General features: G+C 30.3%; 31 protein-coding genes. 21 read left to right on the top strand and 10 right to left on the bottom strand.

The genetic code is table 11. From position 1 onward, the window contains the following. Nucleotides 1-37: 37 nt before the first annotated feature. Nucleotides 38-559 (bottom strand): RNA polymerase sigma factor, encoded by a 522-nt coding sequence (locus KO500_RS07840; protein WP_215955968.1) that lies wholly within the window; start codon nt 557-559, stop codon nt 38-40. A gap of 517 nt (nt 560-1076) precedes the next feature. On the opposite strand from KO500_RS07840, the gene KO500_RS07845 reads away from it, so the two are divergent. The 3 genes from KO500_RS07845 (at nt 1077) to KO500_RS07855 (ending at nt 2239) form a co-directional block, all read left to right on the top strand. After that, nucleotides 1077-1271 (top strand): redoxin domain-containing protein, encoded by a 195-nt coding sequence (locus tag KO500_RS07845; RefSeq protein WP_303488305.1) that lies wholly within the window; start codon nt 1077-1079, stop codon nt 1269-1271. 206 nt (nt 1272-1477) lie between these two features. After that, nucleotides 1478-1672: a hypothetical protein gene (locus KO500_RS07850; protein ID WP_215955969.1), complete on the top strand. Its 195-nt coding sequence runs from the start codon at nt 1478-1480 to the stop codon at nt 1670-1672. 210 nt (nt 1673-1882) lie between these two features. Continuing rightward, complete coding sequence (locus KO500_RS07855; RefSeq protein ID WP_215955970.1) at nt 1883-2239, top strand: hypothetical protein; 357 nt, start codon at nt 1883-1885, stop codon at nt 2237-2239. Between the two features lie 304 nt (nt 2240-2543). Here KO500_RS07855 and KO500_RS07860 read toward each other — a convergent pair whose 3' ends face one another. Further along, nucleotides 2544-3056 carry a flavodoxin gene (locus KO500_RS07860; protein ID WP_215955971.1) on the bottom strand — a complete coding sequence of 171 codons (513 nt, stop codon included), beginning with the start codon at nt 3054-3056 and terminating at the stop codon, nt 2544-2546. Nucleotides 3057-3147: 91 nt separating this feature from the next. On the opposite strand from KO500_RS07860, the gene KO500_RS07865 reads away from it, so the two are divergent. The 8 genes from KO500_RS07865 to KO500_RS07900 all read left to right on the top strand — a co-directional run bounded on the left by KO500_RS07865 (nt 3148) and on the right by KO500_RS07900 (nt 10567). Further along, nucleotides 3148-3510: a hypothetical protein gene (locus KO500_RS07865; RefSeq protein WP_215955972.1), complete on the top strand. Its 363-nt coding sequence runs from the start codon at nt 3148-3150 to the stop codon at nt 3508-3510. A gap of 287 nt (nt 3511-3797) precedes the next feature. Further along, nucleotides 3798-4448, top strand: coding sequence for a hypothetical protein (locus KO500_RS07870; RefSeq protein ID WP_215955973.1), 651 nt, complete (start codon nt 3798-3800; stop codon nt 4446-4448). 372 nt (nt 4449-4820) lie between these two features. Next, nucleotides 4821-5327: a peroxiredoxin-like family protein gene (locus tag KO500_RS07875; protein WP_215955974.1), complete on the top strand. Its 507-nt coding sequence runs from the start codon at nt 4821-4823 to the stop codon at nt 5325-5327. A gap of 272 nt (nt 5328-5599) precedes the next feature. Continuing rightward, nucleotides 5600-6304: a hypothetical protein gene (locus KO500_RS07880; protein ID WP_215955975.1), complete on the top strand. Its 705-nt coding sequence runs from the start codon at nt 5600-5602 to the stop codon at nt 6302-6304. Between the two features lie 491 nt (nt 6305-6795). Further along, nucleotides 6796-7341 carry a DUF488 domain-containing protein gene (locus tag KO500_RS07885; RefSeq protein WP_215955976.1) on the top strand — a complete coding sequence of 182 codons (546 nt, stop codon included), beginning with the start codon at nt 6796-6798 and terminating at the stop codon, nt 7339-7341. A gap of 2 nt (nt 7342-7343) precedes the next feature. Continuing rightward, nucleotides 7344-7823 (top strand): DUF488 domain-containing protein, encoded by a 480-nt coding sequence (locus KO500_RS07890; RefSeq protein WP_215955977.1) that lies wholly within the window; start codon nt 7344-7346, stop codon nt 7821-7823. Nucleotides 7824-7825: 2 nt separating this feature from the next. Next, nucleotides 7826-8461, top strand: a complete 636-nt coding sequence (locus KO500_RS07895; RefSeq protein ID WP_215955978.1) for a dual OB domain-containing protein — start codon at nt 7826-7828, stop codon at nt 8459-8461. 729 nt (nt 8462-9190) lie between these two features. Next, a complete protein-coding gene (locus tag KO500_RS07900) occupies nt 9191-10567 on the top strand; it encodes a glycoside hydrolase family 71/99-like protein (RefSeq protein ID WP_215955979.1) in 1377 nt (458 codons plus the stop codon). A gap of 277 nt (nt 10568-10844) precedes the next feature. Here KO500_RS07900 and KO500_RS07905 read toward each other — a convergent pair whose 3' ends face one another. Continuing rightward, a complete protein-coding gene (locus KO500_RS07905; RefSeq protein ID WP_215955980.1) occupies nt 10845-11321 on the bottom strand; it encodes a nucleoside deaminase in 477 nt (158 codons plus the stop codon). Nucleotides 11322-11383: 62 nt separating this feature from the next. Then, on the bottom strand, nt 11384-11725 hold the full coding sequence (locus KO500_RS07910) for a hypothetical protein (RefSeq protein ID WP_215955981.1): 342 nt from the start codon (nt 11723-11725) through the stop codon (nt 11384-11386). A gap of 175 nt (nt 11726-11900) precedes the next feature. Between KO500_RS07910 and hpf the strand changes: the two genes are divergently transcribed. Next, nucleotides 11901-12212, top strand: coding sequence for a ribosome hibernation-promoting factor, HPF/YfiA family (hpf, locus tag KO500_RS07915; protein WP_215955982.1), 312 nt, complete (start codon nt 11901-11903; stop codon nt 12210-12212). A 73-nt stretch (nt 12213-12285) separates the two neighbouring features. Here hpf and KO500_RS07920 read toward each other — a convergent pair whose 3' ends face one another. Beyond that, complete coding sequence (locus tag KO500_RS07920; RefSeq protein ID WP_215955983.1) at nt 12286-12591, bottom strand: hypothetical protein; 306 nt, start codon at nt 12589-12591, stop codon at nt 12286-12288. Between the two features lie 168 nt (nt 12592-12759). Between KO500_RS07920 and KO500_RS07925 the strand changes: the two genes are divergently transcribed. Further along, nucleotides 12760-13701: a TerC family protein gene (locus KO500_RS07925; RefSeq protein ID WP_215955984.1), complete on the top strand. Its 942-nt coding sequence runs from the start codon at nt 12760-12762 to the stop codon at nt 13699-13701. A 55-nt stretch (nt 13702-13756) separates the two neighbouring features. Here the strand turns inward: KO500_RS07925 and KO500_RS07930 are convergent, their stop codons facing one another. The 3 genes from KO500_RS07930 to KO500_RS07940 form a co-directional block, all read right to left on the bottom strand. After that, nucleotides 13757-14449 carry an OmpA family protein gene (locus KO500_RS07930; protein ID WP_215955985.1) on the bottom strand — a complete coding sequence of 231 codons (693 nt, stop codon included), beginning with the start codon at nt 14447-14449 and terminating at the stop codon, nt 13757-13759. A gap of 4 nt (nt 14450-14453) precedes the next feature. Next, entirely contained in the window at nt 14454-14933 is a 480-nt protein-coding gene (locus KO500_RS07935) for a lipocalin family protein (RefSeq protein WP_215955986.1), read from the bottom strand. 158 nt (nt 14934-15091) lie between these two features. Beyond that, on the bottom strand, nt 15092-17068 hold the full coding sequence (locus KO500_RS07940) for an alpha-ketoacid dehydrogenase subunit alpha/beta (RefSeq protein WP_215955987.1): 1977 nt from the start codon (nt 17066-17068) through the stop codon (nt 15092-15094). Between the two features lie 124 nt (nt 17069-17192). Between KO500_RS07940 and KO500_RS07945 the strand changes: the two genes are divergently transcribed. The 6 genes from KO500_RS07945 (at nt 17193) to KO500_RS07970 (ending at nt 21653) form a co-directional block, all read left to right on the top strand. Then, on the top strand, nt 17193-18143 hold the full coding sequence (locus KO500_RS07945) for an isopenicillin N synthase family dioxygenase (protein ID WP_215955988.1): 951 nt from the start codon (nt 17193-17195) through the stop codon (nt 18141-18143). Nucleotides 18144-18149: 6 nt separating this feature from the next. Beyond that, nucleotides 18150-18596 (top strand): DUF1572 family protein, encoded by a 447-nt coding sequence (locus KO500_RS07950; protein WP_215955989.1) that lies wholly within the window; start codon nt 18150-18152, stop codon nt 18594-18596. A 20-nt stretch (nt 18597-18616) separates the two neighbouring features. Then, entirely contained in the window at nt 18617-18946 is a 330-nt protein-coding gene (locus tag KO500_RS07955) for a translation initiation factor (protein WP_215955990.1), read from the top strand. A gap of 63 nt (nt 18947-19009) precedes the next feature. Beyond that, nucleotides 19010-19930, top strand: a complete 921-nt coding sequence (locus tag KO500_RS07960; protein WP_215955991.1) for a DUF1835 domain-containing protein — start codon at nt 19010-19012, stop codon at nt 19928-19930. Nucleotide 19931: 1 nt separating this feature from the next. Next, nucleotides 19932-20801, top strand: a complete 870-nt coding sequence (locus KO500_RS07965; RefSeq protein WP_215955992.1) for a nucleoside phosphorylase — start codon at nt 19932-19934, stop codon at nt 20799-20801. Then, a complete protein-coding gene (locus KO500_RS07970) occupies nt 20802-21653 on the top strand; it encodes a substrate-binding domain-containing protein (protein ID WP_215955993.1) in 852 nt (283 codons plus the stop codon). 4 nt (nt 21654-21657) lie between these two features. Here KO500_RS07970 and KO500_RS07975 read toward each other — a convergent pair whose 3' ends face one another. Further along, nucleotides 21658-22062 carry a response regulator gene (locus KO500_RS07975; protein ID WP_215955994.1) on the bottom strand — a complete coding sequence of 135 codons (405 nt, stop codon included), beginning with the start codon at nt 22060-22062 and terminating at the stop codon, nt 21658-21660. Nucleotides 22063-22240: 178 nt separating this feature from the next. Next, complete coding sequence (locus KO500_RS07980) at nt 22241-22906, bottom strand: uracil-DNA glycosylase (protein WP_215955995.1); 666 nt, start codon at nt 22904-22906, stop codon at nt 22241-22243. 126 nt (nt 22907-23032) lie between these two features. Between KO500_RS07980 and KO500_RS07985 the strand changes: the two genes are divergently transcribed. Beyond that, nucleotides 23033-25204, top strand: a complete 2172-nt coding sequence (locus tag KO500_RS07985; protein WP_215955996.1) for an endonuclease MutS2 — start codon at nt 23033-23035, stop codon at nt 25202-25204. An 18-nt stretch (nt 25205-25222) separates the two neighbouring features. Next, on the top strand, nt 25223-25624 hold the full coding sequence (locus KO500_RS07990) for a thiol-disulfide oxidoreductase DCC family protein (RefSeq protein WP_215955997.1): 402 nt from the start codon (nt 25223-25225) through the stop codon (nt 25622-25624). Nucleotides 25625-25732 lie beyond the last annotated feature (108 nt).

Consider the following 25732-nt stretch of genomic DNA (forward strand, 5'->3'; position numbering starts at 1 on the left):
TAAATTCTATACGATTTTAGAACTTTTTTACCCAACCCTAAAACTTACGTTTTTGCAATTCGGTAATTTCTTTAAGTTTAATTAAGGCCTTAGCAATTCTATTTTCAACAGCAGTTTGACTAATTTCAAGTTTATTGGCTATTTCTTTAAAGGTAAGTTTTTCTATTCTATTTAATAAAAAAGCTTCACGTTGTTTTTCTGGTAAACCAGCAATAGTACTTTCAATTTTTTCTTGAAACTCTTTAGTTCTTAAATGAAAATAAGGATCTTCATTATCTTGAGTTTCGGTATAACTTTTTTTAAACTTTAAGACTACTTTATTTTTCCTAATACTATCAATAAACATGTTTTTTGATGCCGTGTATAGAAAACCAACAGCGTTATCGTAAATAATGCTATTACATTTTCTCCATAATTTAATGAAAGACTCTTGTACAACATCTTCAGCTTGTTTTAAATTACCAAACTTAAAATACAAATGGTTTCTTAGGCTTTCAGCGTGTGTTTTATAAAGGTTGTTATATACATCTTCATCGCAAACAGAAAGATTATTGGGCATTAGCTAATAGTTTTGGTAAATATATAAATTATTAAAATAGTGCTAGTTAGTTGGCAATAATTCTCTGCGAAATGTAACTTGAACTTTGGTGAAACAAAATATTTTGTACAAGCACTTTCTTCATTTTTTTTAAAATTTCTTGAAAAATGTAAACGAATATGCTTTGCCTGAAGGGAAGTAGTAATGCATATAGAATAGAATGGAATGAAAAACTATATTAGAGTTATCAATAGTGAAAGAAGCTAAAATTCTTTAAAAATATCACCTAATAGTAGATTTTTTTTAAAAAGCATTTTTGCATCACAAAAAATTCAACACCTTAAATTGGAGCGTATTAAAATTCATACAATGCTGTTAATACTATCGTAAATATTGAATTGAACACTAGAGTTTTAGTTGTTTAAAGCAACAATATAAACATTTGTTAACCGCAGTTCGTTTTACTACTAGATTGTTTTAAGATAAAATTTAAAAATATAGACCATAATAAAGCCCAAAATAAACACCCGAATTAGCAATTAAATTAGTGAATGATGCCACGTGGAAATTGAGTGAACAATCACCTGAAAATTTTACCATGATATTGTTTTATAGAGGTAAACATTGCCTTGTTTGCAAAGCGCAGTTAGATGAACTACAGAAGAAGTTAAATAAGTTTATACAACGTGGTGTCTCATTAATAGCCATCAGTACAGCTATTAATGAGTGTTGAACTAGTTCTAAAATAAATGTAAGCATTATAATTACTGATGATGTTGATAAAGTTGATTGTCACTGTGCATATTCTGTTACTGATGCTATAATATGTCATTCTAAATTGCTACTACAGTAACAAAAGTAAAACTATTAGATAACTCTTTTACAGATTAGACTAAAGCTGTAATTAAAAAAGAATTTCCAAAAATTACCGATGCTGATTTGGAACATGAAAGCATTGAGAGTTTGACCGAAAATAAAGAAGTTACAATTGATAAAAACTCAAATGCAATTTCATCAGACGAAATAAATGAGGAAGAAGAAAGAAGAGGATGTCTTTTCTTTGGACCAATAGTAACTTTAGTAATATTAGGTATTCTATTTATATTTCTTCTTTTTATGGTATTACATTCTTAAATGCTTACCTGTTCATATATAGTCTTTTCTGTTAAATGGCATTACACTATTAGCTTATAACATCATTTCAAAAGATGCTATCAAAGATTTTTTTTGGTAAACTAAGTAAACTTAAAAATATTAGATTAAGTACTAATTATATTGAAGCTTTACCAAATTCTTTTTGTGAACTAAGTTCTTAGGGTGTATATAATTTCAGTAAGTATAATAATGCTCATTAAGGCTAATAAGTGTTCGTATTTAATTTTTTTAAACGGAGTAAAAAGTAGCACACAAGTTGCCATACTTGACCATAATATAATACTCGTTAATAAACCTGCTACATTACCTAAAAAACTAGTTAATAATATAGTTGAGATTACAAAATATACCAAAGCGATAAAAAAGGAAATTTTAGGATATCTAGAAAGTAAAAGCGTAATGTCTTTTTTAGTGAATTTTACTTTTTTTGATAGAGAAAACAGACACCAAACCGAGCAAAATGATAATATTATGGCAATATTAAATACGATACAGAGTAATGCCTGTTCATTTTTTAAAATACATTTGTCAAAATTAGGAGGTTGATTCACCAATGCTGAAAAGTTGATAAAAAATGAAGAAAATATACAGTAAAATTTATGCATTTATTATTTAGAATTATTTTAAATAAAGGGCTAATGTATCATAATCACTGGTTTTAGTACCAACGCGATAGGGATTAAAAACAACGCAATCTGGAGTAAACGATCAGAAGTTTAAATACATTTTATAGCGTTGAAAATTATGATAGTCGTAATAGGTTAGGGTGTAGGTTGTTGTGATTTTATCAATTAAAAAATTTAATATCAGGTCGGTGTTTAAATAATTAATAAAATATTTTTCTTAACCTTTAAAACTCTTTTTTTATCTGTTCAATCCAAGTTTTTAAACGCTCATCGGTAAGTTGTGATTCGTTGTCGTGATCAATAGCAAGGCCGTAGAATAATTCCGTATTTTCTTCCATTATAGCAACAGAGTCAGTATGCCTGTAACCTTTATTTGGCCAATTCCCGATAACCTTTCCGCCATTTTCAATTATTACTTTGGCTAATATGCCAATACCATCAACAAAATATTCTCCGTACCCAATTTGATCGCCTAAACCATAAATGGCTACTGTTTTATTGGTAAAATCAATGGTACTAAACTCATCAAAAAAATCTTCCCAATCACTTTGTAAAATACCATCATACCAAGTAGGTAAGCCTAAAATAAGTTTATCGTAGTTTTTAAAATCTTCAACAGAAGCACTGCCTATTAGCATAACATTAATGTTATCGTCTCCCCAAAAATTTACAAAGTCTTTAGTAACGTCATCGGTAACACCTGTATCAGACCCATAAAACAAACCTATTTCTTCCATTTTTAAAATATTTTTTAATCTAGAAACAAAATTAACTATTTTTAATTAATCTAAATAAGAATAGTTTAATATATTTGAAAAAAAAGAACACATGCATTTTTACGACCCTATTTATAGCAATACCATTGGTACTACTTCTTTAATTAAAGAAAATGAACATGAGGTAACAGGTTCAGAAAAAATACAGTTGTTATTGGGCGATGCTGCTATAATACTTGAAAGTAAAGATTTAAAAAGCGTTTTAAATACAGTAATCACGTCACAACAAGGTTGTGATTGTGAAAAGTGTCAAAACAGTCAACAACCAAAATTTATTAAGTTTGATACCGTGTATACCACATTACTTTTTAAATCGTCAGAAACTAATATTTTTGCTTTAGAAGATCTTTTACGAGGAACAATTTTTGAATTAGAATTTAGTGCTATATTAGACTCCAACAACATTCCCACTTGAATACGTAAACTGAAAAAGCGTTTGTATAAGTACTATAGCTATCTAATAAATGCGCGTTAAATATGCAATAATGAATTTGTGTTATCTTAAATTTAAAAGATAGGTTCAACTCTTTTCAATTTTATTAACTCCGTACAATTCTCAAGATTAAATGCTTATCATCATAAAAGGCATTGTCGTTTCTGTTTTTAGATACGTTTAGTAAAATTATTTGTTTTTATTTCTGTTTTTCGAATTGAACCACGATATTCGAAGTACAAGACCATTAATATAAAAAACAGCCATTTATGAAGTACTTCTTTTTGTTTATTTTAATTTATACAACTTCTTTACTACAAGCTCAAACTCCAAAGGCAAATGAATTAACTAAACTGCATGAAGTGACCACTGCAGAAATGAATAGTATTGACAGCCCTGAAGCTGGATCTTTAATTTTTAATACTACAGAAAACAAATTATACTATTATAACGGAACAGAATGGGTAAATACAAAATCTGATAAAACTGTTTATGCAGGTCATTTTATAATTAGCGGTACAGGTTTGCAAACAATAACGGGTTTACCTTTTGAGCCAAGTTCTATTGTGTTTTCTGCACACGCTAATATTGAAACCACAACTATAAATGCAGATAATGCGGTGGGTAATAATTCGAATACACTTGCCAATGCTTTTGGAACCATGAGTGGCTATGCAAGAAATGATAACGGTAGTATTAACCAGCAAGTAATTTATGTTGGTGGTAACGGTAATTCTATTAATGATATATCTAGGTATGCAAACCCAACGCAATGTATTGGTATTCGGTATGCAAATCAAAACGGAGATAACTTAGGGCTTACCACTGCAAGTTTAACAACGGTTACTAATGGTGGTTTTACAATTAATGTAAGCAATCATTCTGATGATTTAGTGGTGCTATTTACTGCTTATGAATAGTTGAAAAGGCTGAAAAAATTAATTTTAAGGTAAAAGAAAACGCTTTGTCTGAAACTACAAAAGGTGCGAAGTAGTAATGCATACGGAATAGAAATCCATATTAGAGTTAGCAATAGTAAAATAAGCTAAAATTCTTCAAAATAATTACTTAATAGTAGGTAACGTATTTTTTAAAAGCATTTTTCATTACAAAAATTTCAACACCTTAAATTTGAGCGTATTAAAACAAGTATATTACCATTAATACTATCATGAATAATGAATTGAACACTATGGTTTTAGTTGTTTGAAGCAATAATATAAACATTTGTGTCAACCACAGCTCGTTTTTACGACTAAATTGTTTTAAGATAAAATTTAAAAATATAAAACATGATAAAGCCGAGACAAAAAGCACCCGAGTTAGCAATTAAATTAGTGAATGATACTACATGGGAATTGAGTGATCAATCTCCTGAAAATTTTACCATGATATTATTTTACAGAGGTAAACATTGCCCTGTATGTAAATCGCAGTTAGAAGAACTACAGAAAAAGTTAAGTAAGTTTATAGAACGTGGCGTTTCTGTAATAGCCATTAGTACAGACACAGAAGAAGTTGCCAAAGCCACGTATGACGAATGGGAAATATCAGATATTCCATTGGGTTATGGTTTACCTATAGAAGAAGCCAGAAAATGGGGCTTATTCATCTCAGAAGGTATTAATAAAGAACCTGAACATTTTACTGAGCCTGGATTGTTTTTATTAACTCCAGAACAAACGGTGTATTGGGAATCTATACAGTCTATGCCATTTGGTAGACCTAGTTTTAACGATGTTTTAGGTGGTATTGACTATATCTTAAAAGCAGATTATCCTGCTAGAGGAGAAGCATAGTTTTCTTAAATATATAACAAAACTAAAAAGTTGATGGAACTCCGGTTTTATCAACTTTTTAGTTTAGTATAATTAACTATTTAAAATAATGAGTAGTTTTTTAATTGAACCTACGATTATTTACAATTAAAAAGATAAAAACTAGGTTACCAAATTCTGTAAATAGTTACCTGTTAAAATTTTGTACCTTCGAAAGATTAATAAAGTATATTTAAAAGCCTTTTATTTATGGGGTTTTATTAAATAGTTAAAACATTCTTTCTAATTATATTATGGTAAAAGTACAGGGTTATTTACAACCTGATATTAAAAATTATTTTACTTTCTCAAAAAATTATAGCACTAAGCCAGCATATTTTATGATGCTTTTTTTATGTGTTGTAACCTACGGCTACAGTCAGCAAAAATTTGATGTTGTTAATAATGAATATGACGTTTTACAAGAAAGAATAAAAAAGAAAGACACCTTAATACATTATATCACAAAACATTATGAGTGTTCTCAAGTATTATCAGGAAGAATTGACTATTACTATGAGGCAGACAAGCTTATATTAATTAATCATTTATATAAACAAGGACTTGCAAATCTTTGGACTTCAGAAGATTATTTTATCATAGATGATACACTAAAAATAAAAACTTTAACTACGGAAGAAACAATTCACCTTAATACGGAGTATAAAGAAGATGAAAGAGGAACGTCATCTATAAGTGTAGAAAAGGTCATTGAAGTTGTAGAACAAAGAATGTTTTTTGACAGTAATTCTACTAGCATATGTTTTGCACGAAAGCATGCAAAAAATGGACTTGATTGGGATGTTGCTTATTTTAATTCTTTAGCATTAAAAGAAAGTAATTGCATAGAAGATGATGACGAAATTCGCGATAAATACAAACTACTCAGGAAGGCTGAAAAGAAGTTAAAAGTAGGTTACTCTTATAGAAAACAACAATGTATTTTTTATATGTGGTAAATGCATAAGTTAGCCGTTGTGGCAGCGCATTAAACTTTTACATAATTGCTGACAATATAAACCTAAAGACGCTAAAGCTGTAGCTATGCAAAATAGAACATAAAAAGTTCTATTCGCCGTTTTACTCACATATTTTATTTGCACTATAATGTGCTGCGTTATGTAACTTGAGCTTTGGTTACGGCATTAAAATAAAGATAAAAATCTTTATTTATTGAGCGAGATGGTGCACAGGCAAAGTTGTTACTACAGTTTCTTCTTAAAAGGTAATAAAACACTTTTCATGCGACGACGTAGGAGGGGAGCATAATGTGTGTGGAATGGTATTTTACTACATTTTTTAATTTCCTAACAGATTTCCGTAATTGAATAATTGTTAATTCATTATACTTTTACGATTGAACACTAAAAAGAAAATAGTTATTACTTATAATATGTTAAGAGACAGAGGAATGTTTTTATTTATAAAGTTAATATCCTAAATTTGATTTATGGAGAAATCAACAATTTATTCAATCGGTCACGGGAATAAGAAGTTTGATGAATTAGTTAATGAACTAAAAAAGCATCAAATAGAATTCCTTCTAGATGTCCGCTCTAGTCCAATGTCTAAATATAACTTTCATTTTAATAGAGCATGGCTCGAAAAAGATTTGCCTGAGAATAATATTACATATGAATTCCTAGGGGAATACCTTGGAGGTCTACCTAATGACAAATCGTGTTATACTGATGGTAAAGTTGATTATGACAAACTAAAAACTAAAAATTTCTTTAAAGATGGTATTAATTTATTAATAGAGGCAAATAAAGAAAAAATGCGTGTGGCCTTAATGTGTAGCGAATCAAAACCAGAGGAATGTCATAGATGTAAATTAATTGGGCAGGAACTTTTAAATCATAATGTTTCAGTCCAACATATAACCTCTAATGGAATAAAATCTCAAGAGGAAATTATTGAAATTCTAACTAAAGGTTTTGGAATAAATGACCTTTTTGGTGAGACTGGCTTCACATCTAGAAATACTTATTTATAGAGATGGAGTTTTATACAATAGGAGTTTATAATACTACTGAAGCTAATTTTTTTAATAAACTTCTTGAAAATAAAATTGATACTTTCTGTGATATTCGTCAAAGAAGAGGTGTTCGTGGTTCTAAATATTCATTTGTTAATAGTAAAAAATTACAATCCAAACTTCAAAATCAGAATATCAAATATCTGCATTATCTAGATTTAGCTCCAACCAAGGATATTAGAGAATTACAGAAAAAAGCTGATTTAAAAAATTTAGAATTAAAAAGAGATAGGTTAACTCTAGGTCATGTTTTTATAGAAGAGTATAATAATCAAGTTATAAAACCCTTCAATTTCAAGCAATTTATAACAGATCTTGAAAATATTAATGCTGAGAAAATTGTTTTGTTTTGTGTTGAAGAACAACATAAAGCATGTCATAGGTCAATAGTAGCTGCAAAATTATCATTGGAGTTTACTTTTGATATCAAACATATTTAATATTGGAAGTACTTATCACATCAAAAACTAAATATGGAAGTAAGCATGTATGTGTTGGCGGACTAGTGTTAGAAAACAATAGTTACATACGTTTACTAAATCGAGGGGGAGCTAGAAACCCAAAGGGTTGGTACCAATTTTCGGATACTGATTTAAATATCGGTGATGTATGGGATATTGATTTTAAGGCTTCTCCATACATTCAAAAACCTCACGTAGAGGATGTTTTTATTGAGGTGAATAAAAAAATAAGAATAGTTCCTGATTTAGCTGATTTTATTAATAGATGCGGGGTAAAAATATATGAAGGTCATATAGAAAACCTATTTGAAGGAAAGTTAAAGTGGCAAAAGAACGATAAAGGATATATTTCAGAGAATGAGCAAGAATTACCAAATAGTAGCGTTGGATTCTGGAAAAGTGATACTGATTTAATTTTAGAGGGTGATAGATATTTTTATAACCATAAATTACTGGGTGTTATACCCAAACAAAAAAGCTTGAAATATGTTGGTATGGAAAATCCCCCTAAGATTATTCCCAAAGAAACTTTAATAAGAATTTCATTAGCAAAATGGCTTAAGGTAAATGAGGATATAGAAGAAAGATGTTATTTACAGCTTTCTGGTTGGTATTAAGCGGGAAACTATTTTCTTAAATTACTATCAAAGAGCTAGAAAAATATTCTCTAAACAATATAATGAATAAATACAAGCTTAGTTTTAGAATAATATGTAAAAAAGTTCGAGAATCTCGTAAAATTTTTTATTACGTACATTTATCGAATACGTGATTTTTAATAATAGCAAAAAGGTTAACTTTTATTTTCTCGTTGGCAAGCGTTGAATAATTGTGTGTAAAATAAATTTCCAAGGCAATTTGATTTTATAAAGCAATCGAGCGCTTAGTAGCGGCTATTTTACATAACGGCTAATTATAGTAGCTTACGAATATAAATGAAACTCAGAATATAAAAAGGCTTTTACATAAATGCTTACGATATAGACCTAAAGGCGCTATATCTGCATCTATGTAAAATAGAACAGAAAAAGTTCTATTCGCCGTTTTACTCATATATTATATTTGTACTATAATTTATATTATGTAAAATAGAATATTTCAAACATCCTCTATTCAAAATTAAATTTGTGTTGTTTCCGTTTATCTATTAAACCTGATGTCTATTAAGTTTACACGATTATTACAAGTAAAACAAATACGCTATATTTAACTTTAGTAACTGTAAATCAATCTATTATAATATTACTGTTCAACGAATATTCAAAATAAAATAAAAAAATATGAAATTGATTTTATAATTTTGTAGGATAATTATTACAAATAAGCCAAACTAAAATCAACCAAAAATGAATTTTAAACAAAACCACTGCTATAAATTAGCGGTTTTTTTTTGTATTGTTTTAGCAATACAATCATGTGAGAAAGATGAAGAAAGTAATTATACTATAACAAACGAAACTAATGTTTACCCAACAGCGCAACAAGATTCTACCCTTACCGATGAAGCATTGCAATTAATTTTGCAGGAAGAAGATAGTATTAACGAGCTTCTTAAAACTGGCCGCATTGTTGATATTTCTGGTATGGAAGTTGAAAAAGACAATCCTAAAGAAATTTACGTTCATTATATGCCATGGTTTCAAAGTAAAGATTATGATGGTTATTGGGGGCAACATTGGACAATGACTAATAAAAACCCCGAAGTAATTTTAAGTAACGGGCAAAGAGAAATAGCATCATACTACTACCCTATTATAGGTCCGTATGGTTCAGAAGACCCTGATTTGCAAGAATACCACATGCTTATGATGAAACTTGCAGGTATTGATGGTGTTATATTTGACTGGTACGGCAGTAAAGATATATATGATTACCAGTTAATAAAAAATGCTACGGAATCATTTATGGATCGTTTAGATGATTTAGATTTATCATTCTCAATAATGTACGAAGATCGTGTGGCACAGCAAGCAGTAGATCAAAATTTTAATGCAACTGTAAATGAAGCTGCTATTACAGATTTTAACTATATAAAAGATAATTACTTTAGTAAAAGTAATTTTTTACATTATGAGGACAAAAAATTATTATTTGTATTTGGCCCAAGTACAATTACAAATGCCACCGATTGGGATACTATATTTTCTGTTTTTACTGAAGAAGAAAAGCCTCATTTTTTAACGCTTTGGGCAGCAAACCAAAATGTGGGAATAAATGCATCGGGTGAGTTCTTATGGATTTCATCAGACCATTTATTAGCACATGACTATTATTATGACACCTATTTAAATAGTGAGTTTGTTACAGTTGGCAGTAGTTACCCTGGTTTTGATAGTTTTTATGAAGCTGGTGGTTGGGGTTTGTGGCATGATTGGAATATTCCGCATGATAATGGAACTACTTTTGTAGAAACCTTGAATTATACCCATAATCAAGAAGCAGATTTTATTCAGTTATTAACTTGGAATGATTTTGGAGAAGGTACTATGTTAGAGCCAACAGAAGAATATGGTTTTTATAACTTGCAAATTTTACAAGAATATACAGGTGTTACCTACACCCCTGAAGATTTACAAACTACTTTAAATTTATACCGTGCGCGTAAAACGTATGCGGACAATAAAAAGGCTCAAAAATATTTAGATCGTTGTTACTATTATATAAAAAGGTCAAACACCAAACGTGCAAATAAATTATTAAATGCTGTATATAGGTTTTTTTAAAAACCGCTACTTCTTGTTTGTTCAGTTTCATAATTTTCTGGTGCCTAGTACTTTGCATATCAAGAGAAATTTATGCATTAGGTATACCTCTAGGTGCTGTGTAATCACATAATAATTCAAGCGTACTTGACTCCTCTTTTAATAAATAACCCATGTTCTTATCATTACTACAACTAATTACAGCAATAAATACCTTAAAACAGTACTTTTTTAAATAAAAAGAGCCTCTTTAAATAAAGAGGCTCTTTTGCACTTTCCCTTAAATACAAATAATTGGTTAGTATTTAGTTTTGTCTTGCTTATTATCCCATTGATTAAATACTTGTAAAGCATCTTTACGGGCTAATTGCACAAATTTTATTTGTCGGCCATCAATATCTTTTTCAATTTCATCATAAATAAATTGATCGTCAAAGTTAATTGCAGCAGCATCTTCACGGCTACAACCAAAATAAACCATTTTTGGTCTCGCCCAGTAAATAGCACCTAAACACATTGGGCAAGGTTCGCATGATGTATATACGGTACAATCAGTAATTTCAAAATTATTCAGTTTTTTACAAGCTTCACGAATTGCCACCACTTCAGCATGTGCCGTTGGATCATTGGTTGATGTTACTCTATTATAGCCTTCAGCAATAATTTCATCGTCTTTAACAACTACACACCCAAAAGGGCCACCAGCATTACTATTCATACCTTCTTCGGCAAGAGCAATCGCTCTTTTCATAAAAAACTCGTCTCTTTCTGTCATACTATTCTAATTTTTTCAGCATGCAAAAGTCGGAATAAAATATTGATTTTCAATAAGATTCTTTAATGATTGTGAGCGCTAGTGTAATATGCCTTTATTTCAGTCTCTAAAGTTAAAAATTCTGAAAACTGAATTTTGATATTTTCTATCTGACTTTCAAGCACTTCTTTACGGTCTTTTATAGCTGTAAAAATTTGGCGATTTTTATTTTTTAAGCGCTTCAGTTGTTGAAGTAAATTACTTTTTTGTTCAAATAAATCCTTTGTTTTAGGTTCGTAGATGTATTTGTTTAGTTTACAATGCAATAGATCTAAATCTCTAAAATTGCGTTCTAATCGTAAAATGTGATTGTGGTTTTTTTGATGGCTATTTTGAACGATTTTACTTTCATATGTGTAGTTCATAATAACAAAATTTAAGGGTTTATCTCGTTGATTATAAATATAAGAAAATTCTTTCAAATATGAATACTATTTAATATTTTGTTAATCTACTTTTAACAATGGAATTGATAAAAAAATGTACTATATTTATTTTATAATTAAAAAAGAGAGTCAATTAATCTAAAATATAATATATATGAATATCAATTTTGAATACGACGATGTAAAAGCTAGTGAGCGACTTGAGATATTTGCAGGAAAAAAACTTACAAAATTATTTGACAAACATGATAATATAATTCGTGCAGATGTGTTTTTTAAGACTGAAAATACATCATCACCAGATACCGGTATTATTTGCAATATTAGACTTAGTATTCCTGGGCCTCGTTTATTTGCAGACTCAAGTACAGGAAGTTTTGAAGCATCAATTGTAAGTTCAATTAACGAATTAGAACGCCAGCTCGAAAAGCGAAAGGATAAATTGAGTAGAGTAAAATATAACTAGAATTTTTTAGTATCAAAAAATCCCAAACAAAATTAGTTGTTTGGGATTTTTTTTTGGTTGAGTTTATGATTTTTTAATCGTCTTCAAATTTTGTTTCAACAGTAACAATTTCTGAAAGTAATTTTGAGAAATCATTTGAATATAGCGCTTTTAATAATTTTTTACGTTCCCTTTTCGATACTTGAACAGTATCTAAAATCATTTTGTTTTTGGCTAATTCATTTTTTTTAACGTCTTCTGACGATTCATAATTGGGCTCAAACCTATAGATAATAGGTCCTTCCTCTTCCAATGGATTTTTACTTTTATTTTGGGCACTAATTTGAGTAGTGGCCAAAACAAAAATCAGACATGATGCCCGAAAGATTAATTTATTCATTTTAAAAATATATAGCGTTCATTTTAAAGATAATATATATAAATTGACTGCTCTGTAGCCTTTCTTTTTTTTACTTTTTATCGATAAATTAAGTACTTTAATCTAGTAATTTCAACTACTTTTGTCGATGAAGTGCAATACTAACAAATCTTAAATTGTAATTTTTATATGCTAGTTTGGATATTATTTCTTGTTCTAATTATTATTTTTTTAGCTCTTGATTTAGGTGTTTTTAATAAAGAAGATCATGTTATTAAAACTAAAGAAGCCGGAATTTGGACTGCTGTTTGGATTACCGTAGCTTTTGTATTTAGTGGTGTTATCTACTGGCTGTTTTCTTCTGGAATAATAGAAAATCCTACGGGGTTAAATCCCGAAGATGCTGTTTTAAAATATATTACTGGATATTTAATTGAATTGTCATTAAGTATAGATAACGTATTTGTAATTGCTGTTATATTCTCAAGTTTTAAAATACCTGCAATTTACCAGCATAGAGTTTTATTTTGGGGAATTTTAGGAGCTATCATTTTTAGAGCATTAATGATCTTATTTGGTGTTGCTCTAATTACTCGTTTTGAGTGGATCATTTATATTTTTGGAGTTTTCTTATTATATACAGCATTTAACATGTTAAAAGGTGAAGATGATAATTTTGATCCTCAAAAATCATTTGTGTTTAGGCAGTTGCAAAAAGTATATCCGATATCTTCTCAAATAAAAGGACATGATTTTTTTATTACTGAAAACGGAAAAAAAGTAGCCACTCCCCTTTTTGTAGCCCTTATTGTTATTGAATTGACAGATATTTTATTTGCTTTAGATAGTATTCCTGCAATTTTAGCCATCACAGCAGACCCATTTATTGTTTTTAGTTCTAATATTTTAGCGATTTTAGGCCTGCGTTCTATGTACTTTTTAATATCGAGAATGTTACAGAAATTCCGTTATATCAATTATAGTCTTGTAGTTATCTTAGCTTTTGTAGGTTTAAAAATGCTTTTCTCACATTATTTACATTTACCAGAATGGGTATCATTAACTGTTATATCAGTTTCATTACTAGGCGGGGTTTTAGCATCTGTATTCATACCAGAAAAAGAAGCATAAAAAAAGTCTCAATGTGAATTTACATTGAGACTTATATATTGTAACGCTATATTATTTACTGCGTTTTTTGAATCGCTTCTTCTTTTAAATTTTCATTAGCAACAATAACTACCTCTACTCTACGGTTTTGAGCTTTACCTTCAGTCGTAGTATTATCACCTTTAGGTTGTGTTTCACCGTACCATTTGGTAGTCAAACGTGATGAGTTTATTCCGTTGTTATTTAAATAATTTGAAACAGACTGAGCCCTCTTTTTAGATAGCTCCATATTATAGTCATCTGGTCCTGCGCTATCTGTATGTCCTTCAATAAGAATATCAGAATCAGGATACTCATTTAAAATACCCGTTAAACTGTTTAAAGTATTCGCAGACGTTCCTTTAATATCAGATTTGTTAGTGTCAAAATACACACCAGCATCTTCATTAAAAACTACATTAATACCTTCACCAACTCTAGTTACTTCAGCACCTGGTATTTCTTCTTCAATACGCTCAGCTTGCTTATCCATTCGGTTACCAATATATCCACCGGCAGCACCACCAACTACAGCACCTAAAATAGCACCCAGCGCAGTATTATTACCACTACCCACATTATTACCAATTACACCACCAATTACGGCACCACTTGATGAACCAATTACGGCACCTTTTTGTGAATTATTTGCGTTTTTTATTGCCGTACAACTTGTTATCAGTGCAACCGAAAACATTATTGCAGCAAATTTTAGACTTATATTTTTCATTATATTATTGTTTTACAAATTCATAAATAACAGAAACGGGCGCTCCGTCTGTAATTACCTGTGATGCTAATTCCATTGTAGTTGGGGTTATATTATTAATATCTAAACGATACCCATAACCATTAGAAACATCTTTCTTTTTCTCATCGATAAACTTAAATTGAAGTTGGTCTTTACCCATTTCATTTTCAATAACAGACCATCTAATATATCGTGTTCCACTTGAACATAAACTTGAAGGGTTTATGGTATATGTTCCTGTACTGTTGTTGTTTATAAAATTCCAAGTACTGCCTTCAAAACAAATGTCTTGAGCATCATTAAATAATACCGATTTAAAACTTCCTTCTTGGTTAGCAAATGATACGTGGTTTAAAACCCAATCACCATTTATGGTTTTTCGTTGTTCACGAACTGCCTTAGTTGTTGAACATGACGAAAAAAGTACCGCTGCAAAAAAGCCTAATGCTATGATTTTCTTCATTATAATTTTTTTAATATTTGAGTTAATAGATACATTTATATACGATAGAAGATGTAGTTTTAATTTTCAAACAACGTTAAACTATCGTTAATCAAGTGCAATTTCAGTATAAATGAAAATTTGAATTACTCTGAAGGAATATTTTTTTAGCACAAAAACTAATACGCAACTAAATCTAACAAGCTTTTTGTGAATCTGTCTTTAGGTAAGTAATTGTTTTCTAGGTTTTTGGAAAAAGGAATAGGGGTTTCAAGACTAGCAACTCTTTTTACAGGAGCATCTAAGTATTCAAAACAATTTTCCATAACTAATGCAGCAATATCACTAGCAATACCTCCAAACATGCTATCTTCTTGCAAAATAATAAGTTTGCCTGTCTTTTTTACAGATGTATAAATGGTTTCAGTATCTAAAGGTTGTAGTGTTCTTAAATCAATAACATCAGCATTAACGGTTGTATGTTTTTCTAAAGTTTCTAATGCCCAGTGAACACCAGCGCCATAACTCACTATAGTAACAGCATCACCAGTTTTTAATAGTGAAGCTTTACCAAATGGTAAAGTGTAATAATCTGTAGGTACATCTTGGTGCAAACTACGGTAAAGAGCTTTGTGTTCAAAAAATAAAATAGGGTTTGGATCGTTAATTGCTGTATTTAATAGTCCTTTAGCATCATATGGGAAGGCGGGATAGATTACTTTTAAACCTGGAGTTTTGGTAAACCAAGCTTCATTTGTTTGTGAGTGAAATGGACCCGCACCAACACCTGCACCACAAGGCATACGTATAACCACATCTGCTTTTTCTGCCCAACGGTAATGTGATTTTGCTAAGTAATTTACAATTGGATTAAAACCCGTACTCACAAAATCAGCAAATTGCATTTCAACAACAGCTTTCATTCCATTAATAGATAATCCCATAGCGGTAGACACCACAGCAGATTCACAAATGGGCGTATTACGAACTCTCTCTTTACCAAATTCAGAAACAAAACCTTCGGTAATTTTAAAAACACCACCATAATCGGCAATATCTTGTCCCATTAAAACAAGGTTGTCATACTTTTGCATGGACTGTTTTAATCCTTGCGAAATAGCATCAACAAAACGAATGTTTTCTATTGAATTACTGGGGTTTACTACTACGTATGTGAAGTTTTTATATATATCATTGTATTCGGTTGCTACAGTGCTAACAACTTCAGCTTCGTTATTTGTGACTTGTAAATTTTCGTTTATATCGTCTTGTATGGTGTCTTTAATTGTTTTGATACTTTCAAGCGTAAGAAGCTCTTCATCAAGAAGAAATTTTTCATAATTAGCAATTGGGTCTTTTTTTTCCCAAGCGTCTAACAATTCTTGGGGCACATATTTTGTGCCACTAGCTTCTTCATGACCACGCATCCTAAAAGTATTGAACTCTATTAAAACGGGTCTTGGGTTCTCACGTAAATCACTACAAATGGTATTCACTCTAGTAAAAACTTCAAGAATATTATTTCCGTCAATTTTGTATGATTCCATACCATAACCAATGCCTTTGTCGGCAATGGATTCACAGTTAAATTGCTCGTTTGTGGGTGTTGATAATCCGTAGCCATTATTCTCAACACAGAAAAGTACCGGGAGTTTCCAAACAGATGCAATATTAAGCGCTTCATGAAAATCACCTTCACTAGTCGCACCTTCCCCTGTAAAAACAGCAGTTACATGTTTTTTGTTTTGTAATTTGTTAGCTAAAGCAATACCGTCAGCAACACCTAATTGTGGGCCCAAATGCGATATCATGCCGATAATTTTATATTCTTGGGTGCCAAAATGGAAACTACGATCGCGACCTTTAGTAAATCCACTTGCCTTACCTTGCCACTGCCCAAAAAGTCTATCTAAAGGAATATTGCGAGAAGTAAACACTCCTAAATTTCGATGCATAGGCAATATATATTCGTGTGAATGCATAGCGGCAGTAACACCAACCGAAATAGCTTCTTGTCCTATACCACTGAACCACTTTGATATACGACCTTGACGAAGCAAAATAAGCATCTTTTCTTCAATCAACCTTGGAGTAATAAGTTGCTTGTAAAGTTGTAGTTTTTGATTGTCAGTAACCGAAAATTTATGGTAGTTCATTTTGTAGCCCATAGTATGTTATATAACTGGGTATAAAAGTAACAAAAAGGCTGTTAATAAAATGAAACCTAAGCACAAGCTTTGTTATCCTTTTTTTATTAAATTTGGATAAAACAATATATATATGAGTAGCGTTCCAAGTGTGAATTTGCAAGATTTTGTATCAGGTGATGCAAAACGAAAAGAGAAGTTTATTAAAGAAATAGGTAGTGCTTTTGAAGACATAGGTTTTGTCGCACTAAGTGGTCATTTTTTGTCGGACGAATTAGTTGAAGATTTATACAAAGAAATTAAAGGCTTTTTTAATTTACCACAAGAGGTAAAAGACGGTTACGAGATTGAAGGTATTGGCGGTCAACGTGGGTACACATCTTTTGGAAAAGAACATGCAAAAGGTAAGAAAGAAGGAGATTTAAAAGAATTTTGGCATTTTGGTCAATATGTAGAAGATAACCCTGCATTAGAAGAAGAATATCCTGAAAATGTTACCGTTAATGAGCTTTCAACTTTTAATGAAGTTGGTAAAGAAACGTACAAAATGCTTGAAAAAACAGCAAAATATGTACTTAGAGCCTTAGCATTGCATTTAAATTTAGAAGAAACTTATTTTGATGATTACATTAAAAATGGTAATTCTATTTTAAGACCGATACATTACCCACCAATTGAGACAGAACCTAAGAATGCTGTAAGAGCAGCAGCGCATGGTGATATTAATTTGATTACACTTTTAATGGGTGCTCACGGTAAAGGTTTACAAGTAAAAAACCATGCTGACGAGTGGGTTGATGCTATTGCACAGCCAGACGAATTAATGATTAATGTTGGTGATATGTTATCACGTTTAACAAACAACAAATTAAAATCTACTATCCATCAAGTGGTTAATCCTCCGAAAGAATTATGGGGAACATCACGTTATTCTGTACCTTTCTTTATGCATCCTGTGGGCGATATGTCACTAAATTGTTTAGAAAATTGTATTGATGACGAAAACCCTAAGTTATATGAAGATACTACTGCAGGGGAATTTTTGCATGAGCGTTTGATTGAATTAGGTTTGATCAAGAAATAAGCTTTCATGCTTGATTCATTAAAATTTATTTTTAAGCGAGATTTATTAAGGCTTAAACACGAGATTTCTAGCTACAGAAATGAAAATGCTATTTGGAAAGTTGATAATGACATTACAAATAGCGCTGGCAATCTCTGTTTACATCTAGTAGGTAATTTAAACACTTTTATTGGGGTTGGTTACGGTAATACTGGATATATAAGAAATAGAGAGGCAGAATTTACATTAAAGAATGTAGATCGTGCTGAAATGTTAAAGCAGGTTGATGATGTAATAATTGTTATTGAGAACACGTTAAATGGAATAGAAGTGTCTGATTTAGAGAAAGATTGCACAATTCGCCAATTTAATGACGAAACCAAATCAAACACTTATTTTTTAATTCATATTGCGTCGCATTTAGCATATCATTTAGGTCAAATAAACTATCATAGACGTTTGTTTGATGTTTAATAAAAAACTAAAGTAATAGTATGGACTTACAGGATCAGTTAAAAAACCTTTTTCCAGATCATAAAGAAGAAAAAACAGAAGCTGTTAAACCAGCCGAAAATCAAATTTGGATGCAAGAAGCTCCAATCATCTGTAAATATGAAAAGCGAAAAGGAAAACCGATTACAATTTTAGAAGGGTATACTGGTGCAGATGCTGATTTTAAAAAGTTAGCAAAAGAATTAAAAACAAAATTAAGTGTTGGCGGTAGTTTTAAAGATGATGCCATTATTATTCAAGGTGATTATAGAGATAAGATAATGACCATTTTGAAAGATAAAGGCTTTAAAGTCAAACGAGTTGGAGGTTAAAGTCTGTTAATTAACATACTGCTCCCAACATTAAATCTTAATTTTAACCTAAATTCTATTAATATGAACTCTCTCCTCCACATCACCAATGGCGACGTTTTCACCAATAAGTTACAAACTCTCAATATTCCAGGAGAAATTATTACATGGCGTGAAATGCTGTGTGAAGGTAAAACAGAATCTAACGTTGGTACTGAATCTTTTTGGAAAACTAGATTTGAGTATTTAAATAAAAATTATAAAGTATCAAAAGCTGTATTTATTGAAAAGACTTTAAAAGAATACCGTTCACTTTGCAATCATAAAAGTGAAGATCAAATAGTTTTGTGGTTTGATAATGATTTATTTTGTCAAATAAATTTACTAGCAGTTGTAAGCTGGTTAAAAACACATAGAAAGTATGCTGAAATATCTTTAGTAACTTATAATAAAACTAAGACTACAGATTTAAGTACTCTTTCAGAAGATAAATTATTGGCCTTATATAAAAAGAAGATAGTTCTAACTCAAGACGATATTGAATATGCGGACTATGTTTGGCAATTATACTGTAGTGATAACCCAATTCGATTAGAAAATCTGTCTGATTTTAAAAATTATAATTTTAAGCATTTAGAAAACAGCATTCAAGCGCATTTACGTAGATTTCCATCAATTAAAAATGGATTGAATGAAATGGAGACCAAAATGTTACAACTAGCTGTAGATAAAAAATCTTCATCAAAAAACGTTTACCTTAAAACATTACTTCAAAACCAAGGTGTATTAGGTTTTTCTGATACACAATATAACAAAGCAATTAATAGATTAAAACCTTTATATAAATCATTTAATCCTGTAAAACTTACAGAAAAAGGATTAGAAATATTAAAAGGTGAAACAAGTTATTATTCTTGTATTCAAGAAAATGATGTGTATCTTGGCGGTGCGTTAAAATACAATTTCTTGTATAATACAAATACGAATAGAATACTAAAATTATAACATGCAATTAAAGCCATCAGAGCTTATACTCAACCCAGATAATAGCATATATCATTTAAATATTTTACCAGAAGATCTTGCCGATACCGTTATTACGGTTGGTGACCCTGATCGAGTGTCTGAAGTTTCAAAACATTTTGATACAATAGAACTAAAAAAAGGTAAACGTGAATTTGTTACCCACACTGGCGTATTAAATGGTAAGCGAATATCTGTAATATCAACAGGAATTGGTACGGATAATATTGATATTGTGTTTAATGAATTAGATGCTTTAGTTAATATTGATTTTGAAAGTAGAACTATAAATAAGGAGTTTAAAAAACTTGATATTGTGAGAATTGGAACTTCTGGTGCAATACATGATACGATACCAGTAGATTCTTTTTTGTTGAGTAAATATGCAATTGGTTTTGATAGTCTATTGCGTTTTTATGATGCTACGCATGTAATGGATGAAGTAATTCAAGGTAAGTTTGTAGCACACACAAACTGGTCAAAATATAAGTCAACACCTTATGTAGTTACTTGTGATGAAAGCTTAGCATCAAAAGTAGATTCAGAATTGGTGGTAAAAGGTTTTACAGCAACAAATGTTGGTTTTTATGGCCCACAAGGAAGAGTTTTACGTTTAAAAACAGAAGACAAAAATTTAAATTCTAAATTAGCTTCTTTTGATTATGAAGGTTTGAAAATCACAAACCTTGAAATGGAAACATCTGGTATTTATGGCTTATCAAAATTGTTAGGTCATAATGCAATTTCAATGAATGCTATTGTTGCTAACCGTGCGACAGGTGAATTCTCAGAAAACTCAACGGAAACGGTTGAAAAATTGATTCAATATACTTTAGAAAAGTTGACTAAATAGATGAAGAAAGTAAGAATAATAGGTGTTCCTGAACATTTTAATTTGCCATGGCATATGGCTATTGAAGAAAGTGCTTTTAAAGAGCGTGGTATTGATTTAGAATGGACAGATATACCTGAAGGTACTGGTAAAATGTGTCAAATGTTAGCTGATGAAGAAACGGATTTAGCTATTATTTTAACTGAAGGTATTGTTAAAAGTATAACTGAAGGTAATACCACAAAAATTGTTCAACAATATATTTCTTCACCTTTACTCTGGGGAATTCATGTTGCGGCAGATAGCAATTATAGTAAAATTTCAGATTTAAAAGGAACAGAAGCAGCAATAAGTCGTTTTGGTAGCGGAAGTCATTTGATGGCATTTGTACAAGCGCAAAACGAAGGCTGGGATACAAATAATTTACAATTTGAGGTAATCAATAATTTAGATGGTGCGGTAAATGCTTTGACAGAAAAACAAGCAGATTACTTTATGTGGGAAAGGTTTACAACAAAGCCTTTAGTAGATAACGGTACTTTTAGAAGAATTGATGACTGCCCTACTCCTTGGCCTTGCTTTGTTATTGCTGCGACAGATAAGTTTATAACAGAAAATGGTAATTTGTTGCAACATATTATTGAAGTAATAAATATGTATACTTCAGAATTTAAAAGTATTCCAAGTATTGATAATACCTTAGCTAATACTTACGAGCAAAAAATAGAAGATATTAAAGAATGGCTTTCTATTACAAGATGGAGTCAGTCTGAACTAGATGAAAAGACTTTAAATAAAATTCAGGAAACACTATTAAATCTAAATCTAATAAAAACAAAGGTGTCTCCTGAAGGTATTTTATATAAAAAGTAAAAGTTTATTCAGCGAAATATGTGTTTATAAGTGATCCGAATTTTTCATCAGACATAGGCTTCTGGTAAAATTCTTTTACATCTTCATTTTTATTAGCTCTAATCAAATCTTTATCGTCTTCACTAACTGTGGTCATAACAATAACACATTTGTCTTTTATTTCTTGAGGATAGCTTTTGTATTTATCTAAAAAAGTCCAACCGTTCATAACTGGCATATTAATATCTAATGATATTAAACAAGGAAAAAAATCAGGGTCAGTTTTAGAGTCTTCAAGTAACTCTAATGCTTCTTCGCCATTTAACGCTTTATATACATCGACTTCTATATCTAATTTTTGTATAAAAACACTATTAATGAAGTTGGTAGACTCATCATCATCAATTAGTAAAATAGAATTTATATTCATATTATAATATTATAATTAGTTTTAAGGTTTAATGGTTTACTGGTTAAATTGAGTATTACGAATTTATGGTTTTTTTTTGAAAAAGGTTATTTATCATAAAATTTTAAAAACATTTTCACTTAATGATCTATATATTATTGAATTAGCATTATTTTTTATTTATAATCATGATTAAACACTACCATTCGATCGTGTTTAATTGATTATTTTTTAATATTAAATTAGTTTCATTAAAATGATTGTTTCCAAACCAATATCCTCTATTTGCACTTAACGGCGAAGGGTGTCCCGATTTTAAAATGTAATGTTTTGTAGTATCAATTAATTTTGTTTTCTTTTTTGCATAACCTCCCCAGAGTAAAAATATAACTCCTGTTTTTTTATCGGATATCTTTTTAATCACTGTATCTGTAAATGTTTCCCAGCCTTTTTTTTGGTGACTTCCTGCCTCTTGAGTTTTTACCGTTAATGTAGCATTTAATAACAAAACACCCTGTTTTGCCCAATGTTCAAGATTTCCACTTTCAGGATATGGAGTATTTGTACTTGCGGTTATTTCTTTAAAAATGTTTTTTAATGATGGCGGATGCGGAATTCCGTCATGAACTGAAAAACAAAGTCCGTTTGCTTGGTTAGGTCCATGGTATGGATCTTGACCAATAATCACTACTTTTATACTATCTAAGCTGCAATAGTTGAATGCATTAAAAATCTCTTCTGTTTTTGGGTAGCATGTATGTTGTTTATATTGTTCAGTGATAAATTCAGATAAAGCTTTAAAATAAGGCTTTTCAAATTCATCTTTTAATAAATTTTTCCAATCAGTGTTTAAAATAACTTGCATTGCAATGGAGTTAAATAGCTATTACTTTCCAAAAATATACTTATTAAACTATAAAAGCGAGTGTTTATGTAGTAAAATGGCTATTTCCATCTTAATCCATATCTTTGTAATGCTTTAAAAATTAGAATGAATAAGATTAACGAAAAGACGCTTAAAGATTTAGAATTTTTTACTGTTTTAGACCAAATAGCAGCTCGCTGTATAACAGAATTAGGGAAAGAAAATGCTTTAAAAATTGTTCCTTTAGATACTAAAGAGCTTGTTTTAATACATTTAAAGCAAACATCAGAATTTGTAGCTTCTTTTACGAATGAAAACCGAATTCCTAATCACGGTTTTGATGCTATTAATCAAGAGTTAAAATTATTAACTATTGAAAATGCAACTATTGAAATTAGTGGATTTAGGAAAATTGGAAATATTTGTACGACTATAAATGTACTTAAAAAATTCTTCAAAAAATTTAAAGAATATTACCCATTGTTATTTGATGCTTCAGAAGAAGTTGAATTAAATTTAGAAATTCCGAATCATATAAACTCGGTGGTTGATAGGTTTGGTGAAATAAAAGATAATGCTTCTGATAATTTAAGAGGAATACGACAAGAAATTAATGTTGTAAAAGGTAAAATAAATCAAAGTTTTTCAAGAGCATTAACTACGTATAACAGCTCAGAGTTTTTAGATGAAATTAGAGAGTCAGTAGTTGATAATCGTCGTGTGTTGGCGGTAAAAGCAATGTATCGCAAAAAGGTAAAAGGTTCTGTAATGGGAACTTCAAAAACGGGAAGTATTGTTTATATTGAACCTGAAGCAACCTTACAATTTAGTCGTCAACTAAATAATTTAGAATTTGAAGAGCGCGAAGAAATTCAAAGAATATTAAAAGAACTTACAGCTCATATACAGCCATTTACTCCGGAATTAGCTTTGTATCAAGGTTTTTTAGCACATATTGATATTACTGCTGCTAAAGCTAAATATGCTTTGGAAATGGATGCAATTATGCCTGAAGTAAGTGAAAATAAAGAGTTGTTTTTACGTGATGCTTATCATCCATTGTTGTATTTAACAAATAAACGTAAAAAAGAAAAGACTTATCCACAGACTATTTCATTACATCCTGAAAACAGAATAATTGTTATTTCTGGTCCAAATGCGGGTGGAAAAAGTATTACCCTTAAAACCTTAGGCATTTTGCAGGTTATGTTGCAAAGTGGCTTGTTAATACCTGTACATGAGCGTAGTAAGGTTTGTTTATTTGATCGTATATTAACAGATATTGGTGATAATCAATCTATTGAAAACCATTTAAGTACGTATAGCTACCGTTTAAAGAATATGAATTATTTTCTGCGTAAATGTGATGAAAATACTATGTTTTTAATTGATGAGTTTGGTACGGGTAGTGATCCGGAACTTGGTGGCGCTTTGGCAGAAATATTCTTAGAAGTTTTTTACGAGCGTGGTTCTTATGGTGTGATAACTACCCACTACTCTAACTTAAAACTTTTAGCAAATGAATTGCCACACGCAACAAATGCTAATATGTTGTTTGATTCTAAAACTTTAGAGCCAACCTATCAATTAGTATTAGGGCAAGCAGGTAGTTCGTTTACTTTTGAGGTTGCTCAGAAAAACGGAATACCATATAGTTTAATAAATAGGGCGAAAAAGAAAATTGAACGTGGTAAAGTTCGATTTGATGCTACTATTGCCAAGCTTCAAAAAGAACGTAGTTCTATGGCAAAAACTGGTGATAAACTAAAAAAGGTTGAGTCAAAGGCGCGTGATGAGGCGCAACGTTTAGAAGAGTTAAACGGAAAAGTAAAATCTAAATTGGAAAACTATCAAGAATTGTATGACTCTAGCCAGCGTATGATTTATTTGGGTAATAAAGTAAATGATGCAGCTTTAAAATATTTTCAAGATAAGAAGAAGCGCCCTTTAGTTTCTGAATTATTACGAATTGTAGAGACCGAAAACAGTAAACGTAAAAAGAAATCTGCACAGCAAGTAAAAATTGAAAAAATTAAAAAAGCAAAGGTTGCCCAAGAGGTGATTAAGAAGGTTGAAGTAATTAGGGAAGAAAAAAAGGTAGAGAAGAAAAAGAAAATTGTTCAAGAAAAAAACAAACCTGCTGTAGCTTTAAAGATTGGTGATCGAGTGCGAATGGTTGATGGTAAAGCTGTTGGTAGTATTGATAAACTTGAAAAAAAGAAAGCTGTTGTAAACTATGGTATTTTTACGACCAATGTTAATGTAGATCAATTAGAACTTGTTGAACGAAAAAAATAAAGGCTGATAATCGTAGGTATGCAGAAGAAAATAATTGTTTTTGATGGGGTTTGTAATTTGTGTAATTCTTCAATTAACAAAGTAATTGAACGCGATAAAAATAATACTTATGTATTTGCTAGTTTACAAGGTGAAGCCGGTGAAAAATTGACTAATGAACGTGGTATTGATACTGATTTGGTAGATTCTATCATTTTGATTGATCCTGGTGTGGCATATTATACCAAATCTACTGCTGCATTAAAAGTTATAAAATCTTTTGGAGGAATATATAGTCTTTTTGGCATTTTTGAATATGTACCAGAAAGCATACGTGATGCTATTTATGATTATGTAGCTAAAAACAGGTACAAGTGGTACGGTAAAAAAGAAGCTTGTATGATACCTACACCTGAATTAAAAGAGAAATTTTTAGATTAAAATAAAATTATCCTTTTTCAGAAGGTCACTTCCCTAAACCAAATGGCATATTCACTATAAGTTGGTTTTAAAACATTTAAGCAGGTATTAAGTTTACTTAAATTCTAA

Source organism: Cellulophaga baltica (assembly GCF_018861125.1).
In the GTDB taxonomy this organism is placed as follows: domain Bacteria; phylum Bacteroidota; class Bacteroidia; order Flavobacteriales; family Flavobacteriaceae; genus Cellulophaga; species Cellulophaga baltica_A.

Bases quoted from the DNA above. Each gene is read 5' to 3' on its own strand.
- KO500_RS07900 (WP_215955979.1), top strand. From the start codon at position 9,191: ATGAATTTTAAACAAAACCACTGCTATAAATTAGCGGTTTTTTTTTGT.
- KO500_RS07875 (WP_215955974.1), top strand. From the start codon at position 4,821: ATGATAAAGCCGAGACAAAAAGCACCCGAGTTAGCAATTAAATTAGTG.
- KO500_RS07955 (WP_215955990.1), top strand. From the start codon at position 18,617: ATGGACTTACAGGATCAGTTAAAAAACCTTTTTCCAGATCATAAAGAA.
- KO500_RS07935 (WP_215955986.1), bottom strand. From the start codon at position 14,933: ATGAAGAAAATCATAGCATTAGGCTTTTTTGCAGCGGTACTTTTTTCG.
- KO500_RS07945 (WP_215955988.1), top strand. From the start codon at position 17,193: ATGAGTAGCGTTCCAAGTGTGAATTTGCAAGATTTTGTATCAGGTGAT.
- KO500_RS07930 (WP_215955985.1), bottom strand. From the start codon at position 14,449: ATGAAAAATATAAGTCTAAAATTTGCTGCAATAATGTTTTCGGTTGCA.
- KO500_RS07920 (WP_215955983.1), bottom strand. From the start codon at position 12,591: ATGAATAAATTAATCTTTCGGGCATCATGTCTGATTTTTGTTTTGGCC.
- KO500_RS07860 (WP_215955971.1), bottom strand. From the start codon at position 3,056: ATGGAAGAAATAGGTTTGTTTTATGGGTCTGATACAGGTGTTACCGAT.
- KO500_RS07960 (WP_215955991.1), top strand. From the start codon at position 19,010: ATGAACTCTCTCCTCCACATCACCAATGGCGACGTTTTCACCAATAAG.
- KO500_RS07905 (WP_215955980.1), bottom strand. From the start codon at position 11,321: ATGACAGAAAGAGACGAGTTTTTTATGAAAAGAGCGATTGCTCTTGCC.
- KO500_RS07885 (WP_215955976.1), top strand. From the start codon at position 6,796: ATGGAGAAATCAACAATTTATTCAATCGGTCACGGGAATAAGAAGTTT.
- KO500_RS07965 (WP_215955992.1), top strand. From the start codon at position 19,932: ATGCAATTAAAGCCATCAGAGCTTATACTCAACCCAGATAATAGCATA.
- KO500_RS07855 (WP_215955970.1), top strand. From the start codon at position 1,883: ATGCTCATTAAGGCTAATAAGTGTTCGTATTTAATTTTTTTAAACGGA.
- KO500_RS07985 (WP_215955996.1), top strand. From the start codon at position 23,033: ATGAATAAGATTAACGAAAAGACGCTTAAAGATTTAGAATTTTTTACT.
- KO500_RS07910 (WP_215955981.1), bottom strand. From the start codon at position 11,725: ATGAACTACACATATGAAAGTAAAATCGTTCAAAATAGCCATCAAAAA.
- KO500_RS07890 (WP_215955977.1), top strand. From the start codon at position 7,344: ATGGAGTTTTATACAATAGGAGTTTATAATACTACTGAAGCTAATTTT.
- KO500_RS07970 (WP_215955993.1), top strand. From the start codon at position 20,802: ATGAAGAAAGTAAGAATAATAGGTGTTCCTGAACATTTTAATTTGCCA.
- KO500_RS07980 (WP_215955995.1), bottom strand. From the start codon at position 22,906: ATGCAAGTTATTTTAAACACTGATTGGAAAAATTTATTAAAAGATGAA.
- KO500_RS07840 (WP_215955968.1), bottom strand. From the start codon at position 559: ATGCCCAATAATCTTTCTGTTTGCGATGAAGATGTATATAACAACCTT.
- KO500_RS07880 (WP_215955975.1), top strand. From the start codon at position 5,600: ATGGTAAAAGTACAGGGTTATTTACAACCTGATATTAAAAATTATTTT.
- KO500_RS07940 (WP_215955987.1), bottom strand. From the start codon at position 17,068: ATGAACTACCATAAATTTTCGGTTACTGACAATCAAAAACTACAACTT.
- hpf (WP_215955982.1), top strand. From the start codon at position 11,901: ATGAATATCAATTTTGAATACGACGATGTAAAAGCTAGTGAGCGACTT.
- KO500_RS07870 (WP_215955973.1), top strand. From the start codon at position 3,798: ATGAAGTACTTCTTTTTGTTTATTTTAATTTATACAACTTCTTTACTA.
- KO500_RS07950 (WP_215955989.1), top strand. From the start codon at position 18,150: ATGCTTGATTCATTAAAATTTATTTTTAAGCGAGATTTATTAAGGCTT.
- KO500_RS07975 (WP_215955994.1), bottom strand. From the start codon at position 22,062: ATGAATATAAATTCTATTTTACTAATTGATGATGATGAGTCTACCAAC.
- KO500_RS07925 (WP_215955984.1), top strand. From the start codon at position 12,760: ATGCTAGTTTGGATATTATTTCTTGTTCTAATTATTATTTTTTTAGCT.
- KO500_RS07865 (WP_215955972.1), top strand. From the start codon at position 3,148: ATGCATTTTTACGACCCTATTTATAGCAATACCATTGGTACTACTTCT.
- KO500_RS07990 (WP_215955997.1), top strand. From the start codon at position 25,223: ATGCAGAAGAAAATAATTGTTTTTGATGGGGTTTGTAATTTGTGTAAT.